General features: G+C 57.8%; 20 protein-coding genes. 19 read left to right on the top strand and 1 reads right to left on the bottom strand.

Going from position 1 to position 24050, the window contains the following annotated elements; translation table 11 throughout:
- Positions 1-30 precede the first annotated feature (30 nt).
- From ACI5FR_RS23860 to ACI5FR_RS23770, 19 genes are all read left to right on the top strand, one after another.
- Positions 31-2007 (top strand): putative baseplate assembly protein, encoded by a 1977-nt coding sequence (locus ACI5FR_RS23860; protein WP_405459047.1) that lies wholly within the window; start codon positions 31-33, stop codon positions 2005-2007.
- Complete coding sequence (locus tag ACI5FR_RS23855) at positions 1985-4057, top strand: phage tail protein (protein ID WP_405459044.1); 2073 nt, start codon at positions 1985-1987, stop codon at positions 4055-4057. Before ACI5FR_RS23860 ends, ACI5FR_RS23855 begins: the two co-directional genes overlap by 23 nt.
- 14 nt (positions 4058-4071) lie before the next feature.
- Positions 4072-6102 (top strand): hypothetical protein, encoded by a 2031-nt coding sequence (locus ACI5FR_RS23850; protein ID WP_405459043.1) that lies wholly within the window; start codon positions 4072-4074, stop codon positions 6100-6102.
- 45 nt (positions 6103-6147) lie between these two features.
- The gene (locus ACI5FR_RS23845; protein ID WP_405459041.1) at positions 6148-8358 is read left to right on the top strand and encodes a hypothetical protein; all 2211 of its coding nucleotides are present in this window, start codon (positions 6148-6150) and stop codon (positions 8356-8358) included.
- Positions 8359-8376: 18 nt separating this feature from the next.
- Positions 8377-9270 carry a hypothetical protein gene (locus tag ACI5FR_RS23840; protein WP_405459039.1) on the top strand — a complete coding sequence of 298 codons (894 nt, stop codon included), beginning with the start codon at positions 8377-8379 and terminating at the stop codon, positions 9268-9270.
- A 21-nt stretch (positions 9271-9291) separates the two neighbouring features.
- Positions 9292-10587 carry a hypothetical protein gene (locus tag ACI5FR_RS23835; protein ID WP_405459037.1) on the top strand — a complete coding sequence of 432 codons (1296 nt, stop codon included), beginning with the start codon at positions 9292-9294 and terminating at the stop codon, positions 10585-10587.
- A gap of 255 nt (positions 10588-10842) precedes the next feature.
- Entirely contained in the window at positions 10843-14415 is a 3573-nt protein-coding gene (gene smc, locus ACI5FR_RS23830; RefSeq protein WP_405459034.1) for a chromosome segregation protein SMC, read from the top strand.
- A gap of 44 nt (positions 14416-14459) precedes the next feature.
- Positions 14460-15449 (top strand): signal recognition particle-docking protein FtsY, encoded by a 990-nt coding sequence (ftsY, locus tag ACI5FR_RS23825; RefSeq protein WP_405459031.1) that lies wholly within the window; start codon positions 14460-14462, stop codon positions 15447-15449.
- Between the two features lie 69 nt (positions 15450-15518).
- On the top strand, positions 15519-16313 hold the full coding sequence (locus tag ACI5FR_RS23820) for an aminoglycoside phosphotransferase/kinase family protein (RefSeq protein WP_405459030.1): 795 nt from the start codon (positions 15519-15521) through the stop codon (positions 16311-16313).
- Positions 16314-16412: 99 nt separating this feature from the next.
- Positions 16413-16763, top strand: a complete 351-nt coding sequence (locus ACI5FR_RS23815; RefSeq protein ID WP_405459028.1) for a putative DNA-binding protein — start codon at positions 16413-16415, stop codon at positions 16761-16763.
- Positions 16764-16803: 40 nt separating this feature from the next.
- Positions 16804-18186 (top strand): signal recognition particle protein, encoded by a 1383-nt coding sequence (gene ffh, locus ACI5FR_RS23810; RefSeq protein WP_405459026.1) that lies wholly within the window; start codon positions 16804-16806, stop codon positions 18184-18186.
- 51 nt (positions 18187-18237) lie between these two features.
- A complete protein-coding gene (gene rpsP, locus ACI5FR_RS23805) occupies positions 18238-18510 on the top strand; it encodes a 30S ribosomal protein S16 (RefSeq protein ID WP_405459024.1) in 273 nt (90 codons plus the stop codon).
- A gap of 24 nt (positions 18511-18534) precedes the next feature.
- A complete protein-coding gene (locus ACI5FR_RS23800) occupies positions 18535-18765 on the top strand; it encodes a KH domain-containing protein (protein ID WP_405459022.1) in 231 nt (76 codons plus the stop codon).
- Positions 18766-18914: 149 nt separating this feature from the next.
- The gene (gene rimM, locus ACI5FR_RS23795; protein ID WP_405459020.1) at positions 18915-19436 is read left to right on the top strand and encodes a ribosome maturation factor RimM; all 522 of its coding nucleotides are present in this window, start codon (positions 18915-18917) and stop codon (positions 19434-19436) included.
- Complete coding sequence (gene trmD, locus ACI5FR_RS23790) at positions 19433-20182, top strand: tRNA (guanosine(37)-N1)-methyltransferase TrmD (protein WP_405459018.1); 750 nt, start codon at positions 19433-19435, stop codon at positions 20180-20182. The genes rimM and trmD overlap by 4 nt, the downstream gene beginning before the upstream one ends.
- A 138-nt stretch (positions 20183-20320) precedes the next feature.
- Positions 20321-20662: a 50S ribosomal protein L19 gene (gene rplS, locus ACI5FR_RS23785; RefSeq protein ID WP_405459017.1), complete on the top strand. Its 342-nt coding sequence runs from the start codon at positions 20321-20323 to the stop codon at positions 20660-20662.
- Between the two features lie 89 nt (positions 20663-20751).
- The gene (lepB, locus tag ACI5FR_RS23780) at positions 20752-21450 is read left to right on the top strand and encodes a signal peptidase I (protein ID WP_405459014.1); all 699 of its coding nucleotides are present in this window, start codon (positions 20752-20754) and stop codon (positions 21448-21450) included.
- 16 nt (positions 21451-21466) lie between these two features.
- Complete coding sequence (gene ylqF, locus ACI5FR_RS23775) at positions 21467-22354, top strand: ribosome biogenesis GTPase YlqF (protein WP_405459011.1); 888 nt, start codon at positions 21467-21469, stop codon at positions 22352-22354.
- Between the two features lie 144 nt (positions 22355-22498).
- A complete protein-coding gene (locus tag ACI5FR_RS23770; protein ID WP_405459009.1) occupies positions 22499-23113 on the top strand; it encodes a ribonuclease HII in 615 nt (204 codons plus the stop codon).
- Positions 23114-23136: 23 nt separating this feature from the next.
- Here the strand turns inward: ACI5FR_RS23770 and ACI5FR_RS23765 are convergent, their stop codons facing one another.
- Entirely contained in the window at positions 23137-23745 is a 609-nt protein-coding gene (locus ACI5FR_RS23765) for a hypothetical protein (protein WP_405459007.1), read from the bottom strand.
- Positions 23746-24050 lie beyond the last annotated feature (305 nt).

Below are 24050 nucleotides of genomic sequence, written 5' to 3'. Positions count from 1 at the left end.
CGGTGAATGTGAACGAAGGAGGTGAAACAAGTGCTGCCTTTGCCGAAATTGGATGATAAAACATTCGGCCAGCTGGCGGAGGACGCCAAAAAATGGATTCCCCGTTATGCTCCCGAATGGACAGACCATAATGTGCATGATCCGGGCATTACGTTCGTCGAAATGTTCGCCTGGCTGACCGAGCTGCAGATCTACTATTTGGATCAGGTCCGGGAAGAGAATGAACGCAAGTATCTTAAATTGCTCGGTGTGACTTCCCAGGACGCCAAGCCTGCCCGAACGGATGTAACTTTCTCGTTAACGGGCGCGGATGGAGATTATGTTACAGTCCCGGAAGGAACGGCGCTTGCAGCGGGCGATGTGCGGTTGGAAACGGATGAACCGCTGACGGTTACTTCGGTTGGACTACATAAAATCGTAAGCTTCCACTCATCGGGGGTAACGGACCATACCGACGCGAATCTCCGCGTTGGTCTCACGTTTTCCCCTTTCGGTCCGAATGCCGAACCGGGCAGCAAGCTGTATCTCGGATTCGATCGGCCTTTTCCGGAAAAGGAACGGATTCCAATTACGTTTCGGTTCTATGAGGCCTACGAGGTTCCGGCAGGAATCGGGTTGCCCGATGTAACCCCTTCGGCACTTGTTGCCTGGGAGTATTACTCGGCTAAGGACGGCGGTTCGTGGTGGCCGCTCGAAGTCGAACAGGACGGTACGCTGATGCTGTCCCGAAGCGGAAGACTCACGTTTCTCGCGCCGGACGACCCGAACATGCATGTCGTGTACCCGTTTAACGACAGTCTATACTGGATCCGGGCAACGGTCCGGCAAGGGAGCTACGAGCTTCCTCCAAAGCTGGAAGGGATATTGCTCCATACCGTTTCGGCCGTACAAACCGTGACATCCAGCGAATCGATCGGACAATCGATCGGCCTGCCCGGTCAAACGTTCGCGCTTTCCCGCTTTCCTGTCATTTCCGGAAGCTTGCAGCTTCAGGTGGAGGAGATGACCGACGGCGTCTTGAGCTGGACCGAATGGAGGCAAGTCGACGGCTTTGAGGCATCGGGGCCGACGGACCGGCATTATGTGCTTAAGGCCGAGACGGGCCAGATCCTGTTCGGGGACGGCTTGAACGGTGCGATTCCGCCGGCGTCCCTGCGCTCAGATCCGGATTCATCCAACATCAGAGCGTTCCGCTATCAATCCACCCTTGGGGAGAGAGGCAATGTGGGCGCCTTCACCGTGGGCGAAATCGCGGAGCCGAACGGAAGCCTGCATAAGCTTACGGTAGAAAACCGGCTCCCCGCGGCAGGCGGAGTGTCCCGGGAAACGCTGGAGGACGCCAAGACGAGAGCCCGCCGAGAAATCTTGGCCTGCACCCGGGCGGTAACGTCCGACGATTTCGAAACGCTGGCTTTATCCACTCCCGGGCTGCGGGTATCGCGGGCAAAGGCGCTGCCCTTGCTCGGCGAGGATGGCACCTCCACCAAAGGAGTCGTAACCATTGTTGTCGTGCCGTTCAGCGAATATCCGAATCCGCTGCCGAGCGAAGGCTTCCTGGCCACGGTTTGGCGGCACTTGAATCGCCATCGGCTTATCACGACCCGCGTACGCGTCGTACCCCCGGAATACGTGAAAATTACGATTGAAGGAGTCATCCAGCTCAAGCCCGGATTCAATCCTTCCGGTACGCGCGATAAAGTTGAGGCTGCTCTGCTGAAATTCCTTCATCCTCTTGAAGGAGGTCCGGAAGGAACCGGGTGGCCGTTCGGAAGGCCGGTTTACCTGTCCGAAATTTACGAAGCGATTGAGCTCATTCCCGGTGCGGAGTGCGCGCAGGACGTCCGAATTACGGCGGCGGGCCAAGGAGTGAAGCGGGACGACTCGGGGAACGTCGTGATTTCGCCGTTAAGTCTTGTTTATTCCGAGGGGCATCAGATCGAAATCGCTGCCGCGGAAGCGAGCTGCGGAATGAATGGAGGCTGTCATGGCAGCGAACGCACGAGATGAGTTTCTGTTTCTCGCCATCAATCACAAACGAGCCTGGGAGCAGGGACTGTTATACGATCTTCAGCCGGTTGAGGATGGAATCGCGCTCCGGGAGGCGGTTCAATACGTAGCGGATCGATCGATCTCCATGCCGGATTTGCCATACGGGATCGAACTGACCGATGTAGCGGCGGGCCCCTGCCAAACTTTGTACATATTGGATGGTTCCACTCGCACGATCTACGTCTATGACGTAATCGAGAGGCGCTTCGACGAGGTTGACAGTCTGCGGAGCTTGTTCGAGGAGCCATCGGCCATTGCCTATTCGGAGGGATGGGTCTTTGCCGCGGACATGGAGGCGGAGCACCGCGTGCTTCGCTTGGCCGGCGTCAACTGGCAGCTGGCTTGGCGGGCGGGGGCGGCGGAGGACGGCGCGCGCCGCAAGCTGGAAACCGCGTTACCCATGCGACCCTCGCAGCTGGCGGCCGATTCCGCAGGGAACGTATTCGTCCTGGATGCGGAACAAGGCTGTGTCGTTAAATTCGACCGCAGCGGAAGGGCCGTCGTGTTCGGACAATCCGAACTGGATGGCAAGCAGCCGGCGGACATCGCCCTTTCCGGCGATAACGTGTGTTATGTGCTGGACCGTCAGGAGAAGAAGGTGTTGGCGTTCCAGAGCGGAACGAAATGCGGAGAATTCCAGCTGTCCCTTGAGGCGCCGTCCGGGTTGGCTGTGGATTCCAAAGGCTTCCTGTATATCGGAGAGAGCCGGCCGATTGGCGGCGAGGAAGAGGACCGGTATATCCACAAATTCGACCGGGACGGCCTGGAAGTCGAAGTGTTATCGGCTTACCGCGGTGCGGCCCACAAGATAGTAATCGACGAATGCGACCGCATGTACATCCTTGACCGGGACAATCGCCGCCTTGCCCTGTTGCGTTTGGAAAGCACGCTGTATAAGCGGCCGGGCGATCCGCTCGCCGGGGGCATCTATTATTCCCAAGCGCTGGACAGCACGGACTTGGCGGTCCGGTGGCATAAGCTCGCGATTGACGCCCATATTCCAGCTAATACCCAAGTGGAAGTGTGCTATATGACCGCCGACTCCAAAACCTTCCGGCTGATGGGGAAGGAACAGGATCTGGATGTATTCTTACACGATCCCGACGTTTCGGCGGAAACGAGGGTTGACGCCTTAAACAGGCTGGGCGAGACGAATCCGTCGGACTGGTCGGAGCCGCTCGTGAATCCCAAGGAGCTGCTGATCCGGGGACGCACGGGCAGGTACCTTTGGCTTCGCGTTAAGCTGATCGGCAGCGAGAAACAATCGCCGGTCGTGAAAAGCATCCGTGCCGTGTTTCCCCGTCAATCCTACCTTCGCTATTTGCCGGCTGTATACCAGGACGATGAAGGCAGCCGGGATTTTCTGGAGCGGTTCTTATCGCTGTTCGAAACGTTTCTCACCGACTCGGAACGGGAGATCGACAGGATCGCCCGATGGTTTGACGCGGATGCCGTGTCAGGCGAGTATTTGCATTGGCTCGCCTCCTGGCTCGCCGTCGCCTACGACGAGAACTGGAGCGAAACACAGCTGAGGGAGCTGGTCAGGCACATTCCGGCGTTGTACCGAAAACGTGGCACTCGCGAAGGCATTGAAGATATGATCGAGCTGTTCACCGGCATCCGTCCCTATATCGTGGAGCAGTTTCAACTGCAATCAGCCACGGACCCTGAGGTCAAAGCTATATTGGAGAAGCTTTACGGAACCGATCCATACAGCTTTTGCGTCCTTTTAAAAACCGGTCAAATTACCACGGACCACGAATATGCAACCGTAAAACGCATTCTCGACGCCGAGAAACCCGCCCATACGAGTGCCGGCTTAACCGTTCTCCAGCCCTGGGTATACCTGGATATGCATTCGTATTTAGGGGTCAATTCGTATCTAACGAAGCCGTCTTCCACGATCGGGACGGGAGTTATTCAGCGTGACACCGTATTGACGGATCGGGTGGCGTTCGGGCAAATCGACATCAGGTCCCGGACGAATACGGACACGGTACTTGCCTAAGGAGGAACCGATTTATGAGCACCGGCCCACTGAACGCTTTTGAGAAGAACCGTTATTATTACGGAAAAATGATGACGGTTCGCGATTTTCAGACCGAACAAAATTTCTTCAACGGGAAACGGCATTTATTAAACCGTCTTGTTCATGGAGCAGGGATTGTGTATGGGCTTGAAGTGCTGCCAGAGAAAGAGCAGGCCAACCGGGGGATCGTGGTCCAAACCGGAGTGGCCATCGACCGCTGCGGACGTGAAATTGTTGTGAGCCGGGACTACAAACGATCCGATATCCGCGAGCTTCCGGGATACCCGCTGGAGGCCGGCGGGGAGAAGACGATTTATGTCATGCTCCAGTACGACGAATGCTCGAGGGAGCGGGTTCATACGCTTTCCAATGCAGCGACCTGCGGCGAAGTATGCGAACCGAACCGGATTCTGGAAAGCTTTAAGGTTAAGCTGTCCACCACCCCGCCCGATCCGGTGCTTTCGCTCAATCCGCCGCCCGAGACGACAACGATTTATAACGATGAAACGATCCGGCTCGAGCGCACGTTGCCTCGTTGGGTAAGAACGGGGGAAGTATTCGAGGTCGCGGTTAAGCTTACGGTCAAACATGAGCTGTCAGGCATGATCGCCGTCAAACTGAGAGAGGACCTGCCTTCTTTGACGGTGCTGCGATCGGATGGGCTCGTGTTTCTTGCCGATCATCCGGCCGAAGGCACGATCGTCGAGCGGAAGTACTTGGTTCGGGCGGGGAAGGAGCCGAGAACCGGCTTGATCCGAGCGACCCTATATGACTTGGACGACGGCGAAGAGGTCAACCCAAGAGAGACGGGCGAGTGCACCGTTTCGGTCGTATCGGGGAGGACTTTTCGGAATCTCCTGATTGAGCGTTACTTGGACGGGTTGGACGCCGGTGGATCGGATGCTCCGCAGGAAGAGGCGGAGGACGGTGTCGTAATTGCGTCTCTTACGGTCAACGATCTAGGGATCATTACCGGGATTGAAAACTCCCTGGACGTCGTCTACGGCAACCCCCTATTGGCGCAGCTGCTTTCCACAGAAGAAGAGCGATTTGGGAAATTACCGCATCACGGCTCCAGCCACGAGCGAGACGGGGACGATGCCTTTGACGTCACCGGCCTCCCCGGCCTGTTGGAGCAGCCTCAGAGGATGAAGCTACAGACGGAAGGCACGGACTACGTCGCAAGCGGGCTTTACTTCGACGGAGAAGGAGTCCGGCTTGAAGAAGACCCCGATATTCCGGGGCAAGTGCGCGTCCAAATCCCAGGTATGCAGAGCCACGCCAATACCCACCAAGCGACAGGCTACGATCCGCTGAATGTGACGGATTTGCCCGGCGTGCTGGCCGAACCGCAAAAGGTCGTCGTTTATACAGACGGCGATAATTATACTACGGCGAGCCGGTTCAGCTTCGTGGGCACCGGTGTGGAGGTAAAGCCCGGACCGTATGGAATCGATCATATCAGTGTGCATTTCACCGGCGGACCCGGAGGCGGACCTCACGCCAAGAGTCATGAGTCGGGCGGGTCCGACCCGATCAACGTTTCCAACCTGAGAGGCGTACTGGCCGAGCCGCAATTGGTGGAGATCATGTATGATCAGGAAAACATTAAAGCCAGAGGGATTTATATACACGGCGACGGCGTAACGGTCAGCGAGGACAATGGTTACGCGTATATGTATATCCCCAAGACTCCTCAGACCCCGCAATATCAGGTGTTATCGGGTGACGTCGTGTTTCAAAACGTGCTCGCTGGGCAAGTGTTTGTCTCCGATTCCATCTATTTGACCGAACTAACGGACCCGGCGATTACGTACACGCTGGATTGGGGCCAAGTTTATCTGGAAAAGTACAGCGACATCGACACGACCTGCTCCTATAACAAGGCGGAGAAACTGCTGAGCTTCAGCCTGAAAAATATCAGCACCAAGGGCAACATCATCAATGTGAAGCTCCGTTGGTGGGCATTTCCCAAAACGTTCGATAAAGGCACGGTCGGCAGCAAACGTGTCGTGATGACTTAATTCCCGATTCGGCACTTTTTGTACATAGACTAGGAGGTTAATCTCATGTCTGACGGGCAATTGAAAGCCTTTGAACGAAATAACTATTTTTACGGGAAGCTGCTGACCGTCCGGGACTTCCAAACCGAGCAGGATTATTTCAACGAGAAACGGCAGCTGCTGAACCGGCTCGTCCACGGAGCGGGAATTGTGTGCGGACTTCATACGGAAATCGTCGACAACCGGGGCGTTCGTCTGGATCCGGGGGTAGCGATCGACGGTTGGGGCCGGGAAATTGTAGTGGGCCGGGAATTATTGAAGACCGATATACGGGAGCTTACCGGGTATCCGTTGGACGAGGAAGGACCTAAGACGCTGTATCTTAGTCTGGAATACGACGAAACCGCCAAGGAGCCGGTACCGGCGCTTGTTAATGAATGCGGCTGCGAGGACATTACGGAGTCGAACCGGATCCTCGAATGCTATAAACTGACGTTGACGGTTACCCCTCCCGGATCGGAGCCGGGATGGTCCTCGTTGTGGAATGGAACGTCCGTTCTTTACCAAAAAGGCAAGCTCAAGCTGGAACGAACCGCACCCAGATGGGTCAAAGGAGAAGATGTATTCGAAGTCGTCATCAAGCTGACGACGCTTCAAACGATCGCCTCCGAGGAGGTATGGGAAGCGGAGGTTGCGGAAGAGCTGCCGGAAGATTTGATTTTGCTGCATTCGCAACCGATGCGGTTTGTCGTTTCCAATGCCGAAGAGGGGACCGTCATCGAGAATCGGTATGTGGTAAGGGCAGGTTCCGTTTCGGGACCTTATTCCATCGGCGGGAAGCTCCGCGTGTCCGGAAACGGAGGAACTGCGGAAGAGAAGCGGACGCCGTCCAACTCGGTTACGGTATTTACGGAGAAAGCAGTCAGCGAGAAAGCGGTCGAGCTTCATTTTGCGGAGCAAAAAAACGAGGACCTGGCGGGGGCAAAGAAGCCCGGCGTGCTTCTAGCCGCGTTGACGATCAACGAAGACGGGTTGATCACCCGGCTGAACGAGCTGGGACGGAGGTATGTGTATAACAATCCGCTGCTCGGGCGACTCGTCAAGTTCGAGGAGGATCGCATCGGAAAACTCCCGTTCCATGGCTTGTCGCATGGCGCCGAGGGTGAGGATCCGCTCAATGTGACCGATCTGCATGGACTGCTGGCCGATCCGCAATGGGTGGAAGTTTTTACGGAAGGGAATGACAGCATCCGGGCAAGACGATTCTCGTTCGAGGGAGCGGGGGTACAGGTCGATACGAACCCGGAAGCCGACGATCATGTCCGCGTCCGGATCTCCGGTGTCGCCCACGCCGATACGCATGAAGCGGGCGGTTCGGATCCGATCGATGTGACCAATCTGCAGGGAGTTTTGGCCGAACCGCAAAAGCTTGCCATTTATACGCAAGGCGACAACTATGTGGCGGCCCGCAAGCTTAGCTTCGCCGGGACCGGGATCAAGGTGGAGAAAGGTCCTTTCGGCAACGACCATATCCAAGTCTCGATCAACGGTGCGACTCCGCACGCCAAAAGCCACGAAGCCGGCGGTACCGATTCGATCAACGTCAAAAACCTCCCGGGGGTATTGGCCGAGCCTCAGAAAGTAAACGTAGGTTTTGCCGGGAACACCTATATCGCGAATGGCATCCGTTTTTCCGGTTCAGGCGCGACGGCGGTCATGAATAACGGATTCCTCCAAGTCGATATTACAGGCGGAGAGGCCCCGCTTGAGGGCATTGGAGCGGTTTCGGGAAGAGTGGCGTACACGAAGGTAGGTATTGGCGAAACCCGCATATCTCCCTACATTGAGATTCCATTTAAGGGGCCCGTTTCGATCCAAACCGCCCTGGAGTTCGATTTCACCGGAATCATCGGTTCCATTGTGGGAGCGGACGCCAATTTGTCCGTCATTTACGACTTGAACAAGAAGCATTTCAGAATCGTCCTGCAAGACGCGCATTATGAGAACAGCGGAGTTCGGGAGTTTAATTACACGGTACGTTATTGGATCATTCCGTCAGCTTCGTTCAACCCGGATGTAGAGGCAGAAGCGCCCGGCGTACCTTGGTACAAGGAATATGTGCTGAGCCGGATTTACATGACCGGCGGCGCGAGCCTGGAGCAGTTGAAGAGTTATCAGCTCTTATGGAATGCGGATCAACTGGAAGAGGTTTTGAAAGAGTTGGAAAATGAGGGCTACGTGAAGCGGGATGGCGACTATTTTTACCTCACTTTCTAAAAAGGAGGCGAACGTCCCATGGGAAGCCGGTACGATGCATCGGCAAGGGCGAATGAGCAGGAGCAAAGATCTTCCTCTGCAGGAAGGTCCGCCGTGTCGAGCTCCGGGGCGGGCCCCTCTCTCGTTCAAATGCAGCAGCTGGTGGGGAATCAGGCTATGCTGCGGCTGATTCAGCAGCGAATGAGCGAGAACGCAGCGGAAGCCCGTCGTTTTCAGGAGCTGCAGCGAAGCACTTCGTATGAGAGGGATCCGAACGTTTCGAGTATGCGAAACTTCTTGATCGATCAATACGAACAGTTGGTCCAGCATTATCCGGAAGACTATACGGGGAACATTTACTCCCAAGTGCTCCCGTCCTCCACGACCGAAGCGAATTACAACGCAGCCGCCGGCTATACGGCTCGGGATCCCGTGAATAACCGGACGCGGTGGGGGCTCCAGAGCAATCTGCTGCAGTATGGGATCGAGCACGGGTATGAGGAGCTTGCGGCCCGGGCCGAAGGCAGCACGGAATTTTCGTATCAAATCCACGTCGCCGCCTTCGATTTTGCGAATGGTGTCCCCGCCATCGGGCGCTTGCCCTGGGCGCTGCTCACCCATGTGAATGTTCCTGCACTGGGGGAAACGATCGGAGATGTGATTTATATGCCGCAGGCGATGGCAGCAGGGATAGAGGCGGGACTAAATCAACTGGCGCTTGATCCGTTGAATAGCGAGGCCGCCAATGCGGCCTTCAACTCGGCTTATGCCGCGGTTATAAGTCAAAAGTACGATGTTGGCGGAGAGCTTATCAATTGGACCATCGAAACGACCAACTCGCCTCACGGTGAATCCGCTCTTCCTTGGTACGGCAAGGTGCTCCGGAACGGATTGGATGTAATCAGCTTCATGACGTATCCTTTATACGACTAATGAGTAAGGGGCTGTGCCGTTATGGGAAGCCAGTACGAACAGGTGGCTAGAACGGGTCGGCAACGGAATGCCGAAGAGTCGTCCCGAGCCGGGATGAACGGATCGGATCGTGCCCATGTTCCGATCGTGCAGATGCAGCAAAGAATCGGTAATCAAGCCATGCAGCAGCTGATCCAAAATCGGATCGATACCAATGCCGCCCAGACGGCTCAGGGGAGCCCCGCCCGATTTGGCCCGTATGCCCCGCAAACTTACGGCCAGCTGCTTTCCATCAGCCTGACGCTTGCGAACGATTTGCGCCGGCAGCTGGATGAAGTAGAGGAAGGCGCCCCGATTCGCGCCGAATGTGAAGAATGGCTGAACGGCATTCAGCTGCTGCAGCCCTATTTGCTGGGCCGGAGAGAGGAACCGATAGACTCCATAACGGCGAGCCAAGCCGCGGCTTGGTACGAGGAACTGCTCCGGCTCCGAACGAATCTTCAAGCTTATAAGCGTGAACGCATTGAACGAAATCTGGAGTCCGCCAAGAACGCGCTCGCTCAGGCGGGAACTCGTCTTCTTGAGCAGCGGGATGCTATGCGCGACCAGATGCGAAGCGCCTTCTTAAGCGGCGACGAGAATGCGATTGCCCAAGCGGCCAACTATATCGGTACGGCCACGGACATTGGGTTAGGCGTACAAGAGCTGGCTCGCAATATGGCGGAGGCGATCGCGGAGGCGCGCGGGGGAACGATCCCGGCGGTATCCCGCTACACCGAAATGATCAGCGTGATCAACAAAACACTGGCTGCGGCTAACATGATGTATAGCTTGGCGAATATTCAAGGTCCGACCGAGCTGGTGACCGCGGCTAACGGGATCAACGCGATGGCCGGTGTATTCAGCTCGGGCGGAACGCTGATTGGACTGTCCGCCCATATGGGACTTTACGCCAACCTGTATTTGGTCCCGCTCACTCAAGCGATTTTGACCCATGTGACCGCTATTTTGTCACGGCATTTGCATGAGCTGAATGTGGTTTCCGCGCATACCGGGTTCCCGCTCGAGATGAGCAGCGAGCCCGGCGGCTGGCCGATGTTTCATTTCATGAAGCGGGTGATGCGGGACGGGGTAGTGCCCAATCCGGTTCCCGAGGATGTGGCGGATTATTTGATTGACCAGCGAGAGATGCTGGAGAAGGGCGCCGGTTCAGCCGTGCCGACTACCGGGATGCTTTTTTGGAGAAGCCTGGACGAGGCCTCTATCGGACAGTGGGTGTTGGCGAACCGGCAGGCCCTCTGGTCTATGTTTTACGGCAGTATGCCTGTACCGAGGTAGGGGTGAAACCCCGCTACATTCCAATCGAGTTGTACACGCCAACAAACTTGCCTCAACGCCAAAGGACCCCTGCGAGCGCTCTTGCTCCAGAGGTTCTTCTTGCTTTTAGGCCAACCTCACTTCGAGGGGAAAATCCGGGGGTCCCCGCAAAGGGGCTTCGCCGAGGAGTATGCTTCGAAGGTCAACCTCACTTTGTGGGGAAGTTTTGTGTTATAATGGGGAGTAATGGATATGGGCAAGTTTGGAGGGTAAGGAATGTATCTAAAACGGTTGGAGCTGGCGGGGTTCAAGTCGTTCGCCGATAAGACCGAGCTGGAGTTCGTGCAAGGCATTACCGCCGTTGTCGGACCGAACGGCAGCGGGAAGAGCAACATCTCCGATTCCATCCGTTGGGTGCTGGGCGAGCAGAGCGCCCGGTCGCTGCGCGGCGGCAAGATGGAGGACATTATCTTCGCGGGAAGCGACAGCCGCAAAGCGGTGAATTACGGGGAAGTGTCGCTTACGCTGGACAATGCGGATCAAGCGCTGCCGCTCGATTTTAACGAAGTGACGGTCACCCGGCGCATTCATCGCAGCGGGGACAGCGAATATTTTATTAACAAGCAAGCTTGCCGACTGAAAGATATTACCGAACTGTTCATGGATACCGGGATCGGGAAGGAAGCGTATTCGATTATCGGGCAGGGCCGGATCGAGGAAATCTTAAGTACGCGTTCCGAGGATCGCCGCGGCATTTTCGAGGAAGCTTCGGGCATCGTGAAGTACAAGTCGCGCAAACGCGAGGCGGAGAAGAAGCTCGGGGAGACGGAGCAAAATTTGCTGCGGATTCACGATCTCGTGTCCGAGCTGGAGGATCAACTCGACCCCCTGCGCACCCAGTCCGAGAAGGCTGTGCTGTACAAACAGCTCAAGGAGCAGCTGAAGACGGGCGAAGTGTCGATGTACGTGCATCAGATCGAGTCGATCCACCGGACGTGGACCGAGGAGAGCGAGAAGCTGAAGGCGTTGCAGAAGCAGGAGCTGGAGCTGGCGAGCGTCGTGAGCCTGCATGACGCGCAGCTCGAGAAGGACCGGCTAGCCATCCGCAAGCTGGAGGAGGAGATCGAGCAGCTCCACGAGACGATCCTCCGCCTGAGCGAGGAATATGAGAAGTGCGAAGGCCAGGGTGAGGTGCTGAAAGAGCGGACCGCGAACTTGGCGCGCAACCGGGCTCAGCTGGAACAGACGGTGAACCAGCAAGCCGAGCGGATCGCGGAGAAGGAAGCGGAGCTCACGGCCTACCGGGACAAGCAGGCGGTGCTGGCCGAGCGGCTGACCGAGCTGGCCGGGACGCTATCCGCGGAGGAAGACCGTCTCCTCGGCGTAGCGGGAGGCGTGAGCAGCGAGACGGAGGAGCGCCTGAAGGCGGAGCTGCTCGACACGCTGAACCAGATGGCGCAATACCGCAACGAAATCCGGTTCGCCGATCAGCATCTGGAATCGCTCGACCGCCGGATGGAGCGGATGGGCGAGGACGAGGCCAAGTGGACCTCGGCGCTTGCGACGCTGACGGAGCGCCGCGAGACGCTCGTGCAGCACGAGCAGGAGCTGGCGCGCCAGCTCGATGAGAGCCGCGATCAGTATGTGGCGCTGAGCCAGGAGCTGAAGGCGAAGCAGGACCTCCTCGGCGAGATGCAGGGGATGGTGCGCAAGTGGGAGCAGAAGATCGACGCGCTCGTCTCGCGCCGGGATACGATGCGGGAGCTGCAGAACGATTACGACGGGTTCGCCCACGGCGTCAAGGAAGTGCTGAAGGCCAAAAATCGATCCGACGGGCTGCGGGGCATCCACGGAGCGATCGCGGAGCTGGTCCATGTGCCGGCCGAGGTGGAGCTCGCGATCGAGACCGCGCTCGGTGCAGCGATGCAGAACATCGTCGTCGAGAACGAAGCGTTGGGCCGGGAAGCCATTGCGTTCCTGAAGCGCAAGCAGTTCGGGCGCGCCACCTTCCTTCCGCTCGATGTCATCCGGGGCCGGTCGATAGCCGACCATGACCGGGCGAGCATCACCAAGCTGGACGGCTATGTCGGCATCGCCGTCGACCTGATCCGGTTCTCCGACACGTACAGCTCGATCATGAGCAGCTTGCTCGGCCACGTCGTGATCGCCAAGTCGCTCGAGGACGCGAATCGCATCGCCGCCCGTTGCCAGTATCGGTACCGCGTCGTCACGCTTGAGGGCGACGTCGTCAACCCGGGCGGCTCGATGACGGGGGGCAGCCTGCAGAAGAAGACGACGAGTCTCCTCGGCCGTCAGCGCCAAATCGAGGAGATGGATCGCGAGGTTGCCTCCGCGGAGCGCCAGCTGGAGGAGCTGCGCGGGAAATGGGATCAACTGCGGCGCGATATGGCCCAAGGCGGCGAGGCGTTGGAAGCGCTTCGGGCGCTCGGCGAAAAGCAGCGGCTCGAGGAGCAGCAGATCCGCTCGGAATTGAGCGGTCTGCAGACCGAGCTGAAAAACGCCGAAGACCATGTGGCGTTATATTCGCAGGACCGCGGCTCGCTCTCCGGCGAGCAGCGGGAGCATACGGCGAAGCGCAAGCTGGCCGCCGAATCGCTCACCCTCGCAGAGCAGCGGGAGGTAGAGCTGCAGCAAGCGATCCGCGAGGCGGAGCTGGCGCGCAAGGAGAAGGAGCTGGCCAAGGAGGAGCTGCAATCTCAGCTGACGACCTTGAAAGTCAGCGTAGCTTCGACGACGCAGGAGAAACAGTCGCTGGACAGCCAGATCGTCCGATTCCAGGAAGATCTGGACGCGCTGCTGCGCGAACACGGCGTCAACGAGCGCATGCTGCAGCAGATGGACGAGGACGCGCGAACGAACGAGCAAATGACCGTGCAGCAGATCGAGCAGCTGAACGACTTGCGCATCAAGAAATCGAGCTCGACCGAGCAGATCGAGTTCAAGCGGGCCGAGCGGTCGCGCAGCCAACTCCAGCTCGATCTGGAGGAGAGCAAGACGCGGGAGCAGCGGCTGCAGCTGAAGCACGTCGAGGATCAAATCCGGCAGACCGACATCCGGGTCAACCGTCTCGACGTGGAGCTCGAGAACTTGCTCAAGAAGCTCGGCGAAGATTATGAAATGAGCTATGAGCTGGCGAAGGAGCGGTATCCCGTGCCGGAGGATATCGCCGGGACGCAGAATCAAGTGCGCGATCTGAAGCGCCAAATCGCCTCGCTCGGCGACGTGAACTTGGGCGCGATCGAGGAGTTCCAGCGGGTCAGCGAGCGCTATGAGTTCCTCGCGGGGCAAAAGCGCGACCTCATCGAGGCCAAAACGACGCTGTACCAAGTGATCCGCGAGATGGACGACGAAATGTCCAAGCGGTTCCGGACGACGTTCGAGGCGATTCGCGAGCAGTTCGTCGTCGTGTTCGCCAAGCTGTTCGGCGGGGGCCGGGCGGACTTGATCTTGTCGGAGCCGTCCCAGCTGCTCGAGACCGGCATCGAGATCGTGGCGCAGCCGCCCGGGAAGAAGCTGCAAAATCTCCAGCTGTTGTCCGGGGGAGAGCGGGCGCTCACCGCCATGGCGCTGTTGTTCTCGATCCTGCGGGTGAAGCCCGTGCCGTTCTGCGTGCTCGACGAGGTCGAGGCGGCGCTGGACGAGGCGAACGTGTCCCGTTTCGCCGACTACTTGCGCGAGTTCAGCGGCGAGACGCAGTTCATCGTCGTGACCCACCGCAAGGGCACGATGGAATCCGCCGACGTTCTGTACGGTGTGACGATGGAGGAAGGCGGCGTATCCAAGCTCGTCTCCGTCCGGTTGGACGAGGAAAGCGCGATCTCCGCATAAGCTAGTTCACGTGAAGTTATTATCCAGTTGGAGGATCAATCCGGATGAGTTTTTTCAAAAAGCTGCGCGAGAGCATCTCGAGCAAAACCGAAGCGGTGACGCAAAAGTTCAAGGAAGGCTTGTCTAAGACGCGGTCCGCGTTCGTCGAGAAAGTCGAGGACCTCATTACGCGCCGCAAAAAAATCGACGAAGAGTTTTATGAGGAGCTGGAGGAAATATTGATCGGCGCGGACGTCGGGGTGAATACCGTCGTCAAGCTGATCGAAGAGCTGCGGGCGGAAGTCCGCAAGCGCAAGATCGAGCAGCCGGCCGAGCTGCAGCCGATCTTGTCCGAGAAGCTGGTCGGGCTGCTCAAGGACGACCAGAGCTCCGAGCTGCGCCTGGCGGAGAGCGGCTTGACCGTCATCCTGTTCGTCGGCGTGAACGGAGTCGGCAAGACGACGACGATCGGCAAGCTCGCACACCGGTACAAGCAGCAGGGCAAACACGTATTGTTGGCCGCGGGAGATACGTTCCGCGCCGCGGCCATCGATCAGCTGGAAGTTTGGGGGAAGCGGGTCGGCGTTGACGTCATCAAGCAGCAGCCCGGCTCCGATCCGGCCGCCGTCATGTTCGACGCCATTCAGGCGGCGAAGACGCGGAAGGCGGACATCCTGCTGTGCGACACGGCAGGCCGGCTGCAGAACAAGGCCAACCTGATGGACGAGCTGAACAAAATTTACCGCGTCATCGGCCGGGAGATTCCCGACGCTCCGCATGAAGTGCTGCTCGTCATCGACGCGACGACGGGGCAGAACGCCCTAAGCCAAGCGAAGCTGTTCGGCGAGAAGACCGGCGTCACCGGCCTCGTGCTGACGAAGCTGGACAGCACGGCCAAGGGCGGTATCGTCATCGCGATTCGCCAGGAGCTGTCGCTGCCGGTCAAGCTCGTCGGGCTGGGCGAGAAGATGGACGATCTGCAGGATTTCGATTCCGATCAGTTCGTGCATGCGCTGTTCGCGGGGCTGATCGCCGCCGAGACGAACGAGGAATAACCGAGTCATGAAGGGGCTGCCACGCTTGGTGCAGTCCCTTTTTCTCATTGTAGCCGGGGGTGTTGAAAGATGGAGCTTTCCAGAGAGGTCGTTAAGGCATTTCGTCTGAGCGGAGAGTTGGTACCGCTGGAGGGCGGACAGCATACATCGGTTAGAATAGGTCAAGGCGTATTAAAACCTGTGGAAGATGCCCGGCATGTCGAATGGTTGCTGACTAGGATGGATGAATTGAATCCTGAGGGCTATCGAGTATCGAAACCTATTCGGAGTAAATCCGGGACGTTCGTCCATCAAGGTTGGGCTTGCTCGCATTATGAGGAAGGACAGCACGTAAGCGGCCGAATCGAAGAGAAGCTTCAAGTATCGAGGTTGTTTCACCGTGATCTGGCGTCGGTTCCGGTTCAAGGTTTTCCGCATCCGGACAATCCTTGGGCTCAAGGACACCGCATTGCGTGGCAACTGGAACGATTACCGAAGGAGATGCCCGATGAAATCCATGAGGTGATTGTGCCCCTGCTTCAAAGGGTAAGCCTGAAACGAACTTATACGATGCAGATCGTTCATGGTGATTTGGCGGGTAACATCCTGTTTGATCCACAGCTCAGTCCGCTGATAATTGATTTTTCCCCTACGGTAGCCCCGGTAGAGTATGCGGAAGCCATTTTAGTTTGCGATTGTATCGCCTGGCAGGGTTGCCAAGCGGCGGAGTTAGGCTTGCTTCCCGATACCCAGCTATACAGGGAGATGATCGTAAGGGCAGTTGTTTTCCGTTTGTCGGTGGCTGCACTTTTTTCGAAATGGGATGCTAATTCTTTTAACGGTGAGGTGCAAGCGTTTAAGCCGATTCTGGAGTCGATCCGGTAGGCTGTCAACGAACTTTACTTGACAATAGGCAACGAACCCGGTATTATGATCTAGGTTGAAGTTGTAAAGTGTTTTTCCTTTACAGAGGAGTGAACACGAATGACGGAAGAACGACAGCTCGAGAAGACGAACCGCATTAACCTGCTGTTTGACTTTTACGGACAGCTGCTGACGGATAAGCAACGCACGTTCCTTTCTTTTTATTTTCACGAAGATTACTCGCTTGGCGAGATTGCAGCGAATTTCGAGATCAGCCGGCAGGCGGTCTATGAACATATCAAACGCGCGGAAGTCACGCTGGAGGAGCTGGAACAGAAGTTGCAGCTGCTGGCGAAGCACGAGGAGCGGGGGCGCATTGTCCGGCTCATCGAGCTTAAACTGGCCGAGGCTCCGGGCGACACGGGTCGCGAGTTGAACTCCCTGGTCCAACAATTGTACAATCTAGATTAGCAAGACGTGCAGGACTCCGAACCGAAATGGGGGTGCTCAGATGGCATTCGAAGGATTGTCGAACCGGCTGCAAAATGTGTTCAGCAAGCTGCGCAGCAAAGGCAAGCTGACGGAAGACGACGTCACCGAAGCGATGCGCGAGGTACGGCTCGCCCTGCTGGAGGCCGACGTCAACTTCAAAGTAGTGAAAGATTTCGTGGCCAGGGTGAAAGAGAAGGCGATCGGCACGGAAGTGTTGAAGAGCTTCACGCCGGGCATGGCCGTGATCGACATCGTGAATAAGGAAATGACCGCGCTTATGGGCGGCACGCAGGCGAAGCTCGCCCGGGCGAACAAGCCTCCGACCGTCGTCATGATGGTGGGCTTGCAAGGGGCAGGGAAGACGACCTCCTCCGGGAAGCTCGCCAAGCTGCTGCTGAAGCAAAATCACCGGCCGCTGCTTGTCGCGTGCGACATTTACCGTCCTGCGGCGATCAAGCAGCTGCAGATTCTGGGTGAACAAGTCAAGGCACCGGTGTTCACACTCGGCGACCAAGTAAGCCCGGTGGAGATCGCGCGGGCGGGTCTCGAGCACGCCCGCGAGCATGGGCATGACTATGTGATCATCGATACGGCCGGCCGTCTCCACATCGACGAACAACTGATGGAAGAGCTGAGCAACATTCAGCAGGTGACGAAGCCGGACGAGATTCTGCTCGTCGTCGATGCGATGACCGGGCAGGAAGCCGCGAACGTCGCCCAGAGCTTCAACGAACGGCTCACATTGACCGGCGTCGTGCTCACTAAGCTGGACAGCGACACCCGGGGCGGGGCGGCACTCTCCGTCAAGTCGGTGACCGGATGCCCGATCAAGTTCGCCACCTTGGGCGAAAAGATCGACGCGCTCGAACCGTTTTATCCGGACCGGATGGCTTCGCGGATTCTCGGGATGGGCGACATGCTTTCGCTGATCGAGAAAGCCCAGACGACGATCGACGCCGAGAAGGCCGCCGAGATGGAGCGCAAGATGCGCACGGCGGAATTCACATTCGAGGATTTCCTGGAGCAGATGGAACAAGTCAAGAAGATGGGTCCAATCGACCAGATTCTAGACATGCTGCCCGGCGCGAACAAGATGAAGGGCTTGAAGGACGTCAAGGTCGACGACAAGCAGATGGGTCGCGTCGTGGCGATCGTGAAGTCGATGACGAAGGAAGAGAAGAAGAAGCCCGAGCTGCTGAACGCGAGCCGCCGCAAGCGGATCGCCGCCGGCAGCGGGACGACGCTCCAGGATGTGAACCGGCTCATCAAGCAGTTCGACGACATGCGGAAGATGATGAAGCAGTTCTCCTCCATGATGGGGCCGAAAGGCCCTAAGGGCGGCATGAAGGGCAAGTTCGGCATGGGCAAGCCGGGCAAAGGGTTCAAGTTCCCGTTCGGTTGATGTTTGTGGGAGATGTGTTTTTGAGGAAATTCTATTAGGAGGTGAATCAACATGGCAGTTCGTATTCGTTTGAAGCGGATGGGTGCGCACAAAGCGCCTTTCTATCGTGTGGTTGTATCGGATTCCCGTTCCCCGCGCGATGGACGTTTTATTGAAGAAATCGGCACATACAACCCGGTGGCAACGCCGGCTGTAGTTAGCCTGGACGAAGAAAAAGCATTGAAATGGCTGCAAAACGGTGCACAAGCATCCGATACCGTGCGCAACCTGTTCAGCAAAGCCGGCATCATGACCAAATTCCACGAGAGCAAGCTTCAGAAGTAATCCGTTCGATCGGAGGCAATCCTCATGAAAGACCTTATCACGGTATTGGCTAAGGCTTTGGTGGATCATCCGGAAGATGTGATCGTGAATGTGGTGGACGAGAAGGACGAGACGATTTACCGGCTGGCCGTGCACCCGTCCGACGTGGGCAAGGTCATCGGCAAGCAGGGACGCATCGCCAAAGCGCTGCGTACCGTCGTCACTTCGGCTGCCGTGAAAGAACCGAAGCGGGTTTCGGTTGAAATTGTTTCCTAGCGCCGCAAGACGCCGGGACATGCATAGACCGCCGCTCGGACAGGCAAACTTCACAGAGGAAGGGTTAGGAACGTGTACCGCGCCTAACCCTTTTTTCTGGTATATACACGGTTGGGAAACCGCAATAAGCTGGGTTGGAGGGACTTGCCTTGGAAACGAAATGGTTCAATGTGGGCAAAGTGGCGAATACGCACGGCATTCGAGGAGAACTGAAAATCATCCCGCAAACGGACTTCCCGGAAGAGCGATTCTCCAAAGGGAGCCGGCTCACGCTGATCGACGCTTCGAATCAGGAAAAGGTGCCGGTGGAAGTGGAAACCGCGCGGCTACATAAGAACGCATACATCGTTAAGCTCAAAGCTTACGACCACATAAATGATGTAGAAAAATACAAGGGCTGGGCGCTCAAAATCCATCAAGACCAGTTGGCCGAGCTGGAAGAGGACGAGTACTACCACCATGAAATCGTAGGGTGCGAAGTTGTGACGGATGAAGGCGAAACGCTGGGCACCATATCGGAGATTTTAACGCCGGGCGCGAACCATGTGTGGGTCGTAAACCGGCCGAAAGGGAAGCCGCTGCTGCTGCCGGTCATCGACGATGTGATCTTGAACGTGGATGTCGAGGCCAAGCGCATTCGCGTACACATGATGGAAGGCTTGGACGTATGAGAATCGACGTGCTGACGTTGTTCCCCGAAATGTTCGAGGCCGTTTTCCAGGCGAGCATACTGGGCAAGGCTAGGGAGAAAGGCCTCGTCTCGCTCGGCGCAATCAATTTCCGCGATTACGCCGAGAACAAGCACAATACGGTGGACGACTATCCGTACGGGGGCGGAGGCGGCATGGTGCTGAAGCCCGATCCGATCTTCCGGGCCGTAGAAGCGCTCGCCGTGGAGCCGGAGGCTGCGAAACCGCGCGTCATCCTGCTGTGCCCGCAAGGGGAGCGCTATACGCAACGCAAGGCAGAGGAACTGAGCCAAGCCGAGCACCTCGTGTTCATCTGCGGCCATTACGAAGGCTATGACGAGCGCATCCGCGAGCACCTCGTGACGGACGAGCTGTCGATCGGGGATTACGTGCTGACTGGCGGCGAAATTCCCGCGATGGCGATCATCGACAGCGTCGTACGGCTCCTGCCGGGCGTGCTGGGCAATGAGCAGTCGGCGGTTACGGATTCGTTCAGCACCGGACTGCTGGAATATCCGCATTACACGCGTCCCGCCGATTTCCGCGGCTGGACGGTGCCGGAGGTGCTCATCTCGGGCCACCATGGCAATATCGAGAAGTGGCGGCGTCAGCAGGCTTTGGCCCGGACTTGGAAGCGGCGTCCCGACTTGCTCGAATCCGCAGCTTTAACGAAGGAAGACCGGGAATGGCTGGCCAAGCTGGAGAGCGAGAACAATCACGAGACATAGCTTGTAATCGCCTAGCGTTTGTGGTAAAATTTCATCTGTTGCAGTTTTCAGATCGGTGGTCCGCTGCTCGTAATGACAGAGCGACATAGGTTCGCTCTTGGAACGCGTACGAACACCTGAGTGGAAGGAGGAAGTCCTATGAATCTTGTTCAAGCCATTACACAAGAACAACTCCGCAAAGATCTTCCCAGCTTTCGTCCCGGCGATACTTTGAAAGTACACGTAAAAGTTATCGAGGGTTCCCGCGAGCGTATTCAGATTTTTGAAGGTGTTGTCATCTCCCGTCGTGGAGGCGGCATCAGCGAAACGTTTACGGTGCGTAAAGTATCGTATGGCGTAGGAGTGGAAAGAACATTCCCGGTGCATTCGCCGAAGATCGATAAGATCGATGTGGCTCGCCGCGGTAAAGTTCGTCGCGCCAAGCTGTACTACTTGCGCGGCCTACGCGGTAAAGCAGCGAGAATCAAAGAAATTCGATAAGAGATCGGGAGGGGGCTTGGATACAAGTCCCCTTTTGCGTCATTTTGGGGAAACCGGTAGAACCGTTACATAGAAGGAATGGTGGCTGTATGGATAACGAAGCGAACAAATCGCGTCCGGATACGGACGAGCCTCGCGACGAACGGTCGGAGGCGCAAGTCGAAGCAAGTCCGTCGCTCGCAGCGTCGACGACCCCGGATGAGCCTAGGGAGACGACGGAGAAAACGGTTATACATACCAAGAACAGTGCCAAGAACGAAGCGTGGGAATGGGCCAAAGCGCTGCTGATCGCGCTCGGGCTCGTGTTCGTCATACGCTGGTTCATCTTCGCGCCGTTTATCGTGGACGGGCAGTCGATGGAGCCGAACTTCGAGAACGGCGAGCGGATCATCGTGAACAAAATTTTGTACTCGGTGCGGGAGCCGAAGCGCGGCGAGGTGCTTGTGTTCCATGCGACGGAGGAAAAAGATTTTATCAAGCGGGTCATTGCGCTTCCGGGAGAAACCGTACGCGTGCAAGGCGACAAAGTGTACGTCAACGGCGAGCTGCTGGACGAGCCGTATCTGAAGGAAGCGGTGGATAAAGCCCACGCGGCAGGGAGAAATTATAACAACACCGATTTCCCGGAAACGAAAATTCCGGAAGGCAGCGTCTTTGTCATGGGCGATAACCGGCCGAACAGCACGGATAGCCGGTTCAAAACCGTCGGTCCGGTGGATTTGGAGAAGGTGGTCGGACGGGCGGACGTCATTTTCTGGCCGGCGTCGAAGATTCGCCTGATCCACTAGCAAGTTGAGGTGAAAAATGACTATTCAATGGTTCCCGGGGCACATGACCCGGGCGAAACGGCAAATTCAAGAAAAGCTCAAGCTGATCGACATCGCAATCGAGCTGCTCGATGCACGTGTGCCGCTGTCGAGCCGCAATCCGATGGTGGATGAAATTTTGCAGCAAAAACCGAAGCTCGTCGTGCTGAACAAGTCGGATCTAGCCGATCCGGCGGTGACGAAGGAATGGGTGGCGTATTTCGCGGATCGGGGCATCGACGCCTTGCCGATGGACGCGACGACAGGCTTCGGGGTGAAGGAAATTCCCGAGCGGGCGAAGGTCGTGCTGAAGGAAAAGATCGACAGGCAAATCAGCAAAGGGTTGAACCCGCGGGCGATTCGGGCCCTGATCGTGGGCATTCCCAATGTCGGCAAATCCACGCTCATCAACCGGATGGCGGGACGCAACATCGCGGCGACCGGGGACAAGCCGGGCGTGACGAAAGGCCAGCAGTGGATTAAGACCGGCGGCGGTATCGAGCTGCTGGATACACCGGGCATTTTGTGGCCCAAGTTCGAGGACCAGATGGTCGGCTACCGCCTGGCGATGATCGGCTCGATCAAGGACCAGCTGCTCGGGCTGGAGGATGTCGCGTACCAAGCGGTTCGCTACATGCTGAAGGAATACGGGAACGAGCTGAAGGAGCGCTACGACCTGGAGTCGGTTCCGGCCTACAGCGACGAGCTGGAGGCGAATGACGTCGTAGACGTGATGGAGCAGATCGGCCGCCGGCGCGGCTGCTTGCAGAGCGGGGGCGGCGTGAATCTCGAGAAGGCGGCGATGGTTATTTTGCGCGATTTGCGCGGAGGCAAGCTGGGCCGGATCAGTCTGGAACGGCCGGAAGCGGGAACGGGAAGCACCTGAACCGATTTACAGGATGGAGCATCAGTCGCTTATTGGGCGCTGAAGCTTCTCCGGATCGGGGAAAGTGCTTTTTTTCATGGACGAGAACCCGTACAATGGAGAGATAGAGGCTTACAGCTAGATAAGCTGGGAGGGAATACATAGATGTTGGATTATGAGAGAGATTTGTGGGCGCGGGGCTTGCAGCACGTGGCAGGCATCGACGAGGTCGGGCGCGGCTGCTTGTTCGGAGATGTCGTCGCAGCCGCGGTCGTGCTCCCGGCGGGACTCGTCATCGAAGGGATCGACGACTCCAAGAAGCTGAGCGAGAAGCGCAGGGAAGAGCTGTACGAAGCGATACTGGAAAGTGCTGTAGCGATCGGCGTAGGGCAAGTTGATGCGGAGACGATCGATACGATCAACATTAAGCAAGCGGCGAGACTAGCCATGAAACAGGCGCTCGAGCAAGTGGCGGGCACGGTGACGCCCGAATATTTGCTCATCGATGCGGAGAAGGTGGACAGCAAGCTTCCCCAGCTCGCGATCATTCATGGGGATGCGCTCAGCCAATCGATCGCGGCGGCTTCGATTGTAGCGAAGGTGACCCGAGACCGCATGTGCCGGCATTGGGATCTCGATTACCCGGAATATGGGATCGCGGTCCATAAAGGATATGCGACGAAACAGCATCGCGAGGCGATTACGGAATACGGGCCGAGTCCTCTACACCGGAAATCGTTTCTGGGGAAGATTTTGAACGTGCAGCAGGAGTTGTTCTGAATAGGCTGTTGAAGAGGGCCGCTTTAGCCGATACATAGATACATAGATGGAACCGCATGGGGTTGAACGGAGGAGGGACGCCCGTGAGTATGCAGATTGGCCAAATGCTGCGAGGCCTGATGGGGGATGTGCAAGCAGGCGATGCCAAGTCGCTCGAGCTGAAGGTCGGTCAAGTTGTCAAAGGGATGGTGCTGCAGCTCATCAGCGATCAGGAAGCGCTCGTCAATATCGGGGGCGTGCATGTCCGGGCGAAGCTGGAGACGCCTTTGCAGCAAGGGCAAGTGACGCTCTTGCAGGTGCAGCCGAACGGGGGCGGCAATCAATTGATTTTGAAGCCGGTCGTGTCGCCTGAGGCGGCTTTGTCCGACGAGACGTTGGGCGATCTCGTGAAGGGGTTGGGGCTGAAGGATCAGCCGGCTTCGCGCGAGCTGGTGAAGACGATGCAGCAGTCCGGCGTACAGCTGACTCGGGGGAATGTCCTGCAGCTGCAGAATGTCCTGGAGCAGCTGCCGGCAGGTGCGAAGCCGGAGCAATGGACGGAAGCGGCGATCGTGGCAATGAAGCGTCAGCTCCCGGTCACCGTCGGCACGGTTCGCGCGCTGCAGCAGGTCATGTTCGGACCGCCGTTCCACCAGGAGCTGGCAGAGCTGACGGACCGGCTCGCGGAGGCGCTGCAGCCGTCGCGCGCGGCCGAGCTGCCGCCCGCGGTCCGCGAGGCGGCCGGCAAGCTGCAGGCGCTGCTCGGCGGCCTCGCGGGCGACGCGCGCAGCGCCGCCGCCGGCGCCGCCGCGGACGCGGCGCCCGAGGCGCCTGCGCCGGGCGCGCCCGCGGCCTCGCGCGGCAGCGCGGGCCCCGCGCCCGGCGCAGGCGCGAGCGCGCCACCGCGCGAGGCGCGGCCGGGCGAGCCGCCCGCGCGCGCGCCGCTGGCCGCGCCGCC

Origin of the sequence: Paenibacillus sp. HJGM_3 (assembly GCF_045062745.1) — a bacterium.
GTDB lineage: Bacteria > Bacillota > Bacilli > Paenibacillales > NBRC-103111 > Paenibacillus_AA.
The sequence above is the reverse complement of the archived record's forward strand: the minus strand, read 5'-3'. Positions and strand labels throughout refer to the sequence as shown.

What these genes read in the sequence shown, in the direction of transcription:
- ftsY (WP_405459031.1), top strand. Translation starts at nt 14,460, where the DNA reads ATGAGTTTTTTCAAAAAGCTGCGCGAGAGCATCTCGAGCAAAACCGAA.
- smc (WP_405459034.1), top strand. Translation starts at nt 10,843, where the DNA reads ATGTATCTAAAACGGTTGGAGCTGGCGGGGTTCAAGTCGTTCGCCGAT.
- ACI5FR_RS23835 (WP_405459037.1), top strand. Translation starts at nt 9,292, where the DNA reads ATGGGAAGCCAGTACGAACAGGTGGCTAGAACGGGTCGGCAACGGAAT.
- ACI5FR_RS23840 (WP_405459039.1), top strand. Translation starts at nt 8,377, where the DNA reads ATGGGAAGCCGGTACGATGCATCGGCAAGGGCGAATGAGCAGGAGCAA.
- rplS (WP_405459017.1), top strand. Translation starts at nt 20,321, where the DNA reads ATGAATCTTGTTCAAGCCATTACACAAGAACAACTCCGCAAAGATCTT.
- ACI5FR_RS23770 (WP_405459009.1), top strand. Translation starts at nt 22,499, where the DNA reads ATGTTGGATTATGAGAGAGATTTGTGGGCGCGGGGCTTGCAGCACGTG.
- ffh (WP_405459026.1), top strand. Translation starts at nt 16,804, where the DNA reads ATGGCATTCGAAGGATTGTCGAACCGGCTGCAAAATGTGTTCAGCAAG.
- lepB (WP_405459014.1), top strand. Translation starts at nt 20,752, where the DNA reads ATGGATAACGAAGCGAACAAATCGCGTCCGGATACGGACGAGCCTCGC.
- ylqF (WP_405459011.1), top strand. Translation starts at nt 21,467, where the DNA reads ATGACTATTCAATGGTTCCCGGGGCACATGACCCGGGCGAAACGGCAA.
- ACI5FR_RS23800 (WP_405459022.1), top strand. Translation starts at nt 18,535, where the DNA reads ATGAAAGACCTTATCACGGTATTGGCTAAGGCTTTGGTGGATCATCCG.
- ACI5FR_RS23850 (WP_405459043.1), top strand. Translation starts at nt 4,072, where the DNA reads ATGAGCACCGGCCCACTGAACGCTTTTGAGAAGAACCGTTATTATTAC.
- ACI5FR_RS23815 (WP_405459028.1), top strand. Translation starts at nt 16,413, where the DNA reads ATGACGGAAGAACGACAGCTCGAGAAGACGAACCGCATTAACCTGCTG.
- rpsP (WP_405459024.1), top strand. Translation starts at nt 18,238, where the DNA reads ATGGCAGTTCGTATTCGTTTGAAGCGGATGGGTGCGCACAAAGCGCCT.
- ACI5FR_RS23855 (WP_405459044.1), top strand. Translation starts at nt 1,985, where the DNA reads ATGGCAGCGAACGCACGAGATGAGTTTCTGTTTCTCGCCATCAATCAC.
- ACI5FR_RS23820 (WP_405459030.1), top strand. Translation starts at nt 15,519, where the DNA reads ATGGAGCTTTCCAGAGAGGTCGTTAAGGCATTTCGTCTGAGCGGAGAG.
- ACI5FR_RS23845 (WP_405459041.1), top strand. Translation starts at nt 6,148, where the DNA reads ATGTCTGACGGGCAATTGAAAGCCTTTGAACGAAATAACTATTTTTAC.
- trmD (WP_405459018.1), top strand. Translation starts at nt 19,433, where the DNA reads ATGAGAATCGACGTGCTGACGTTGTTCCCCGAAATGTTCGAGGCCGTT.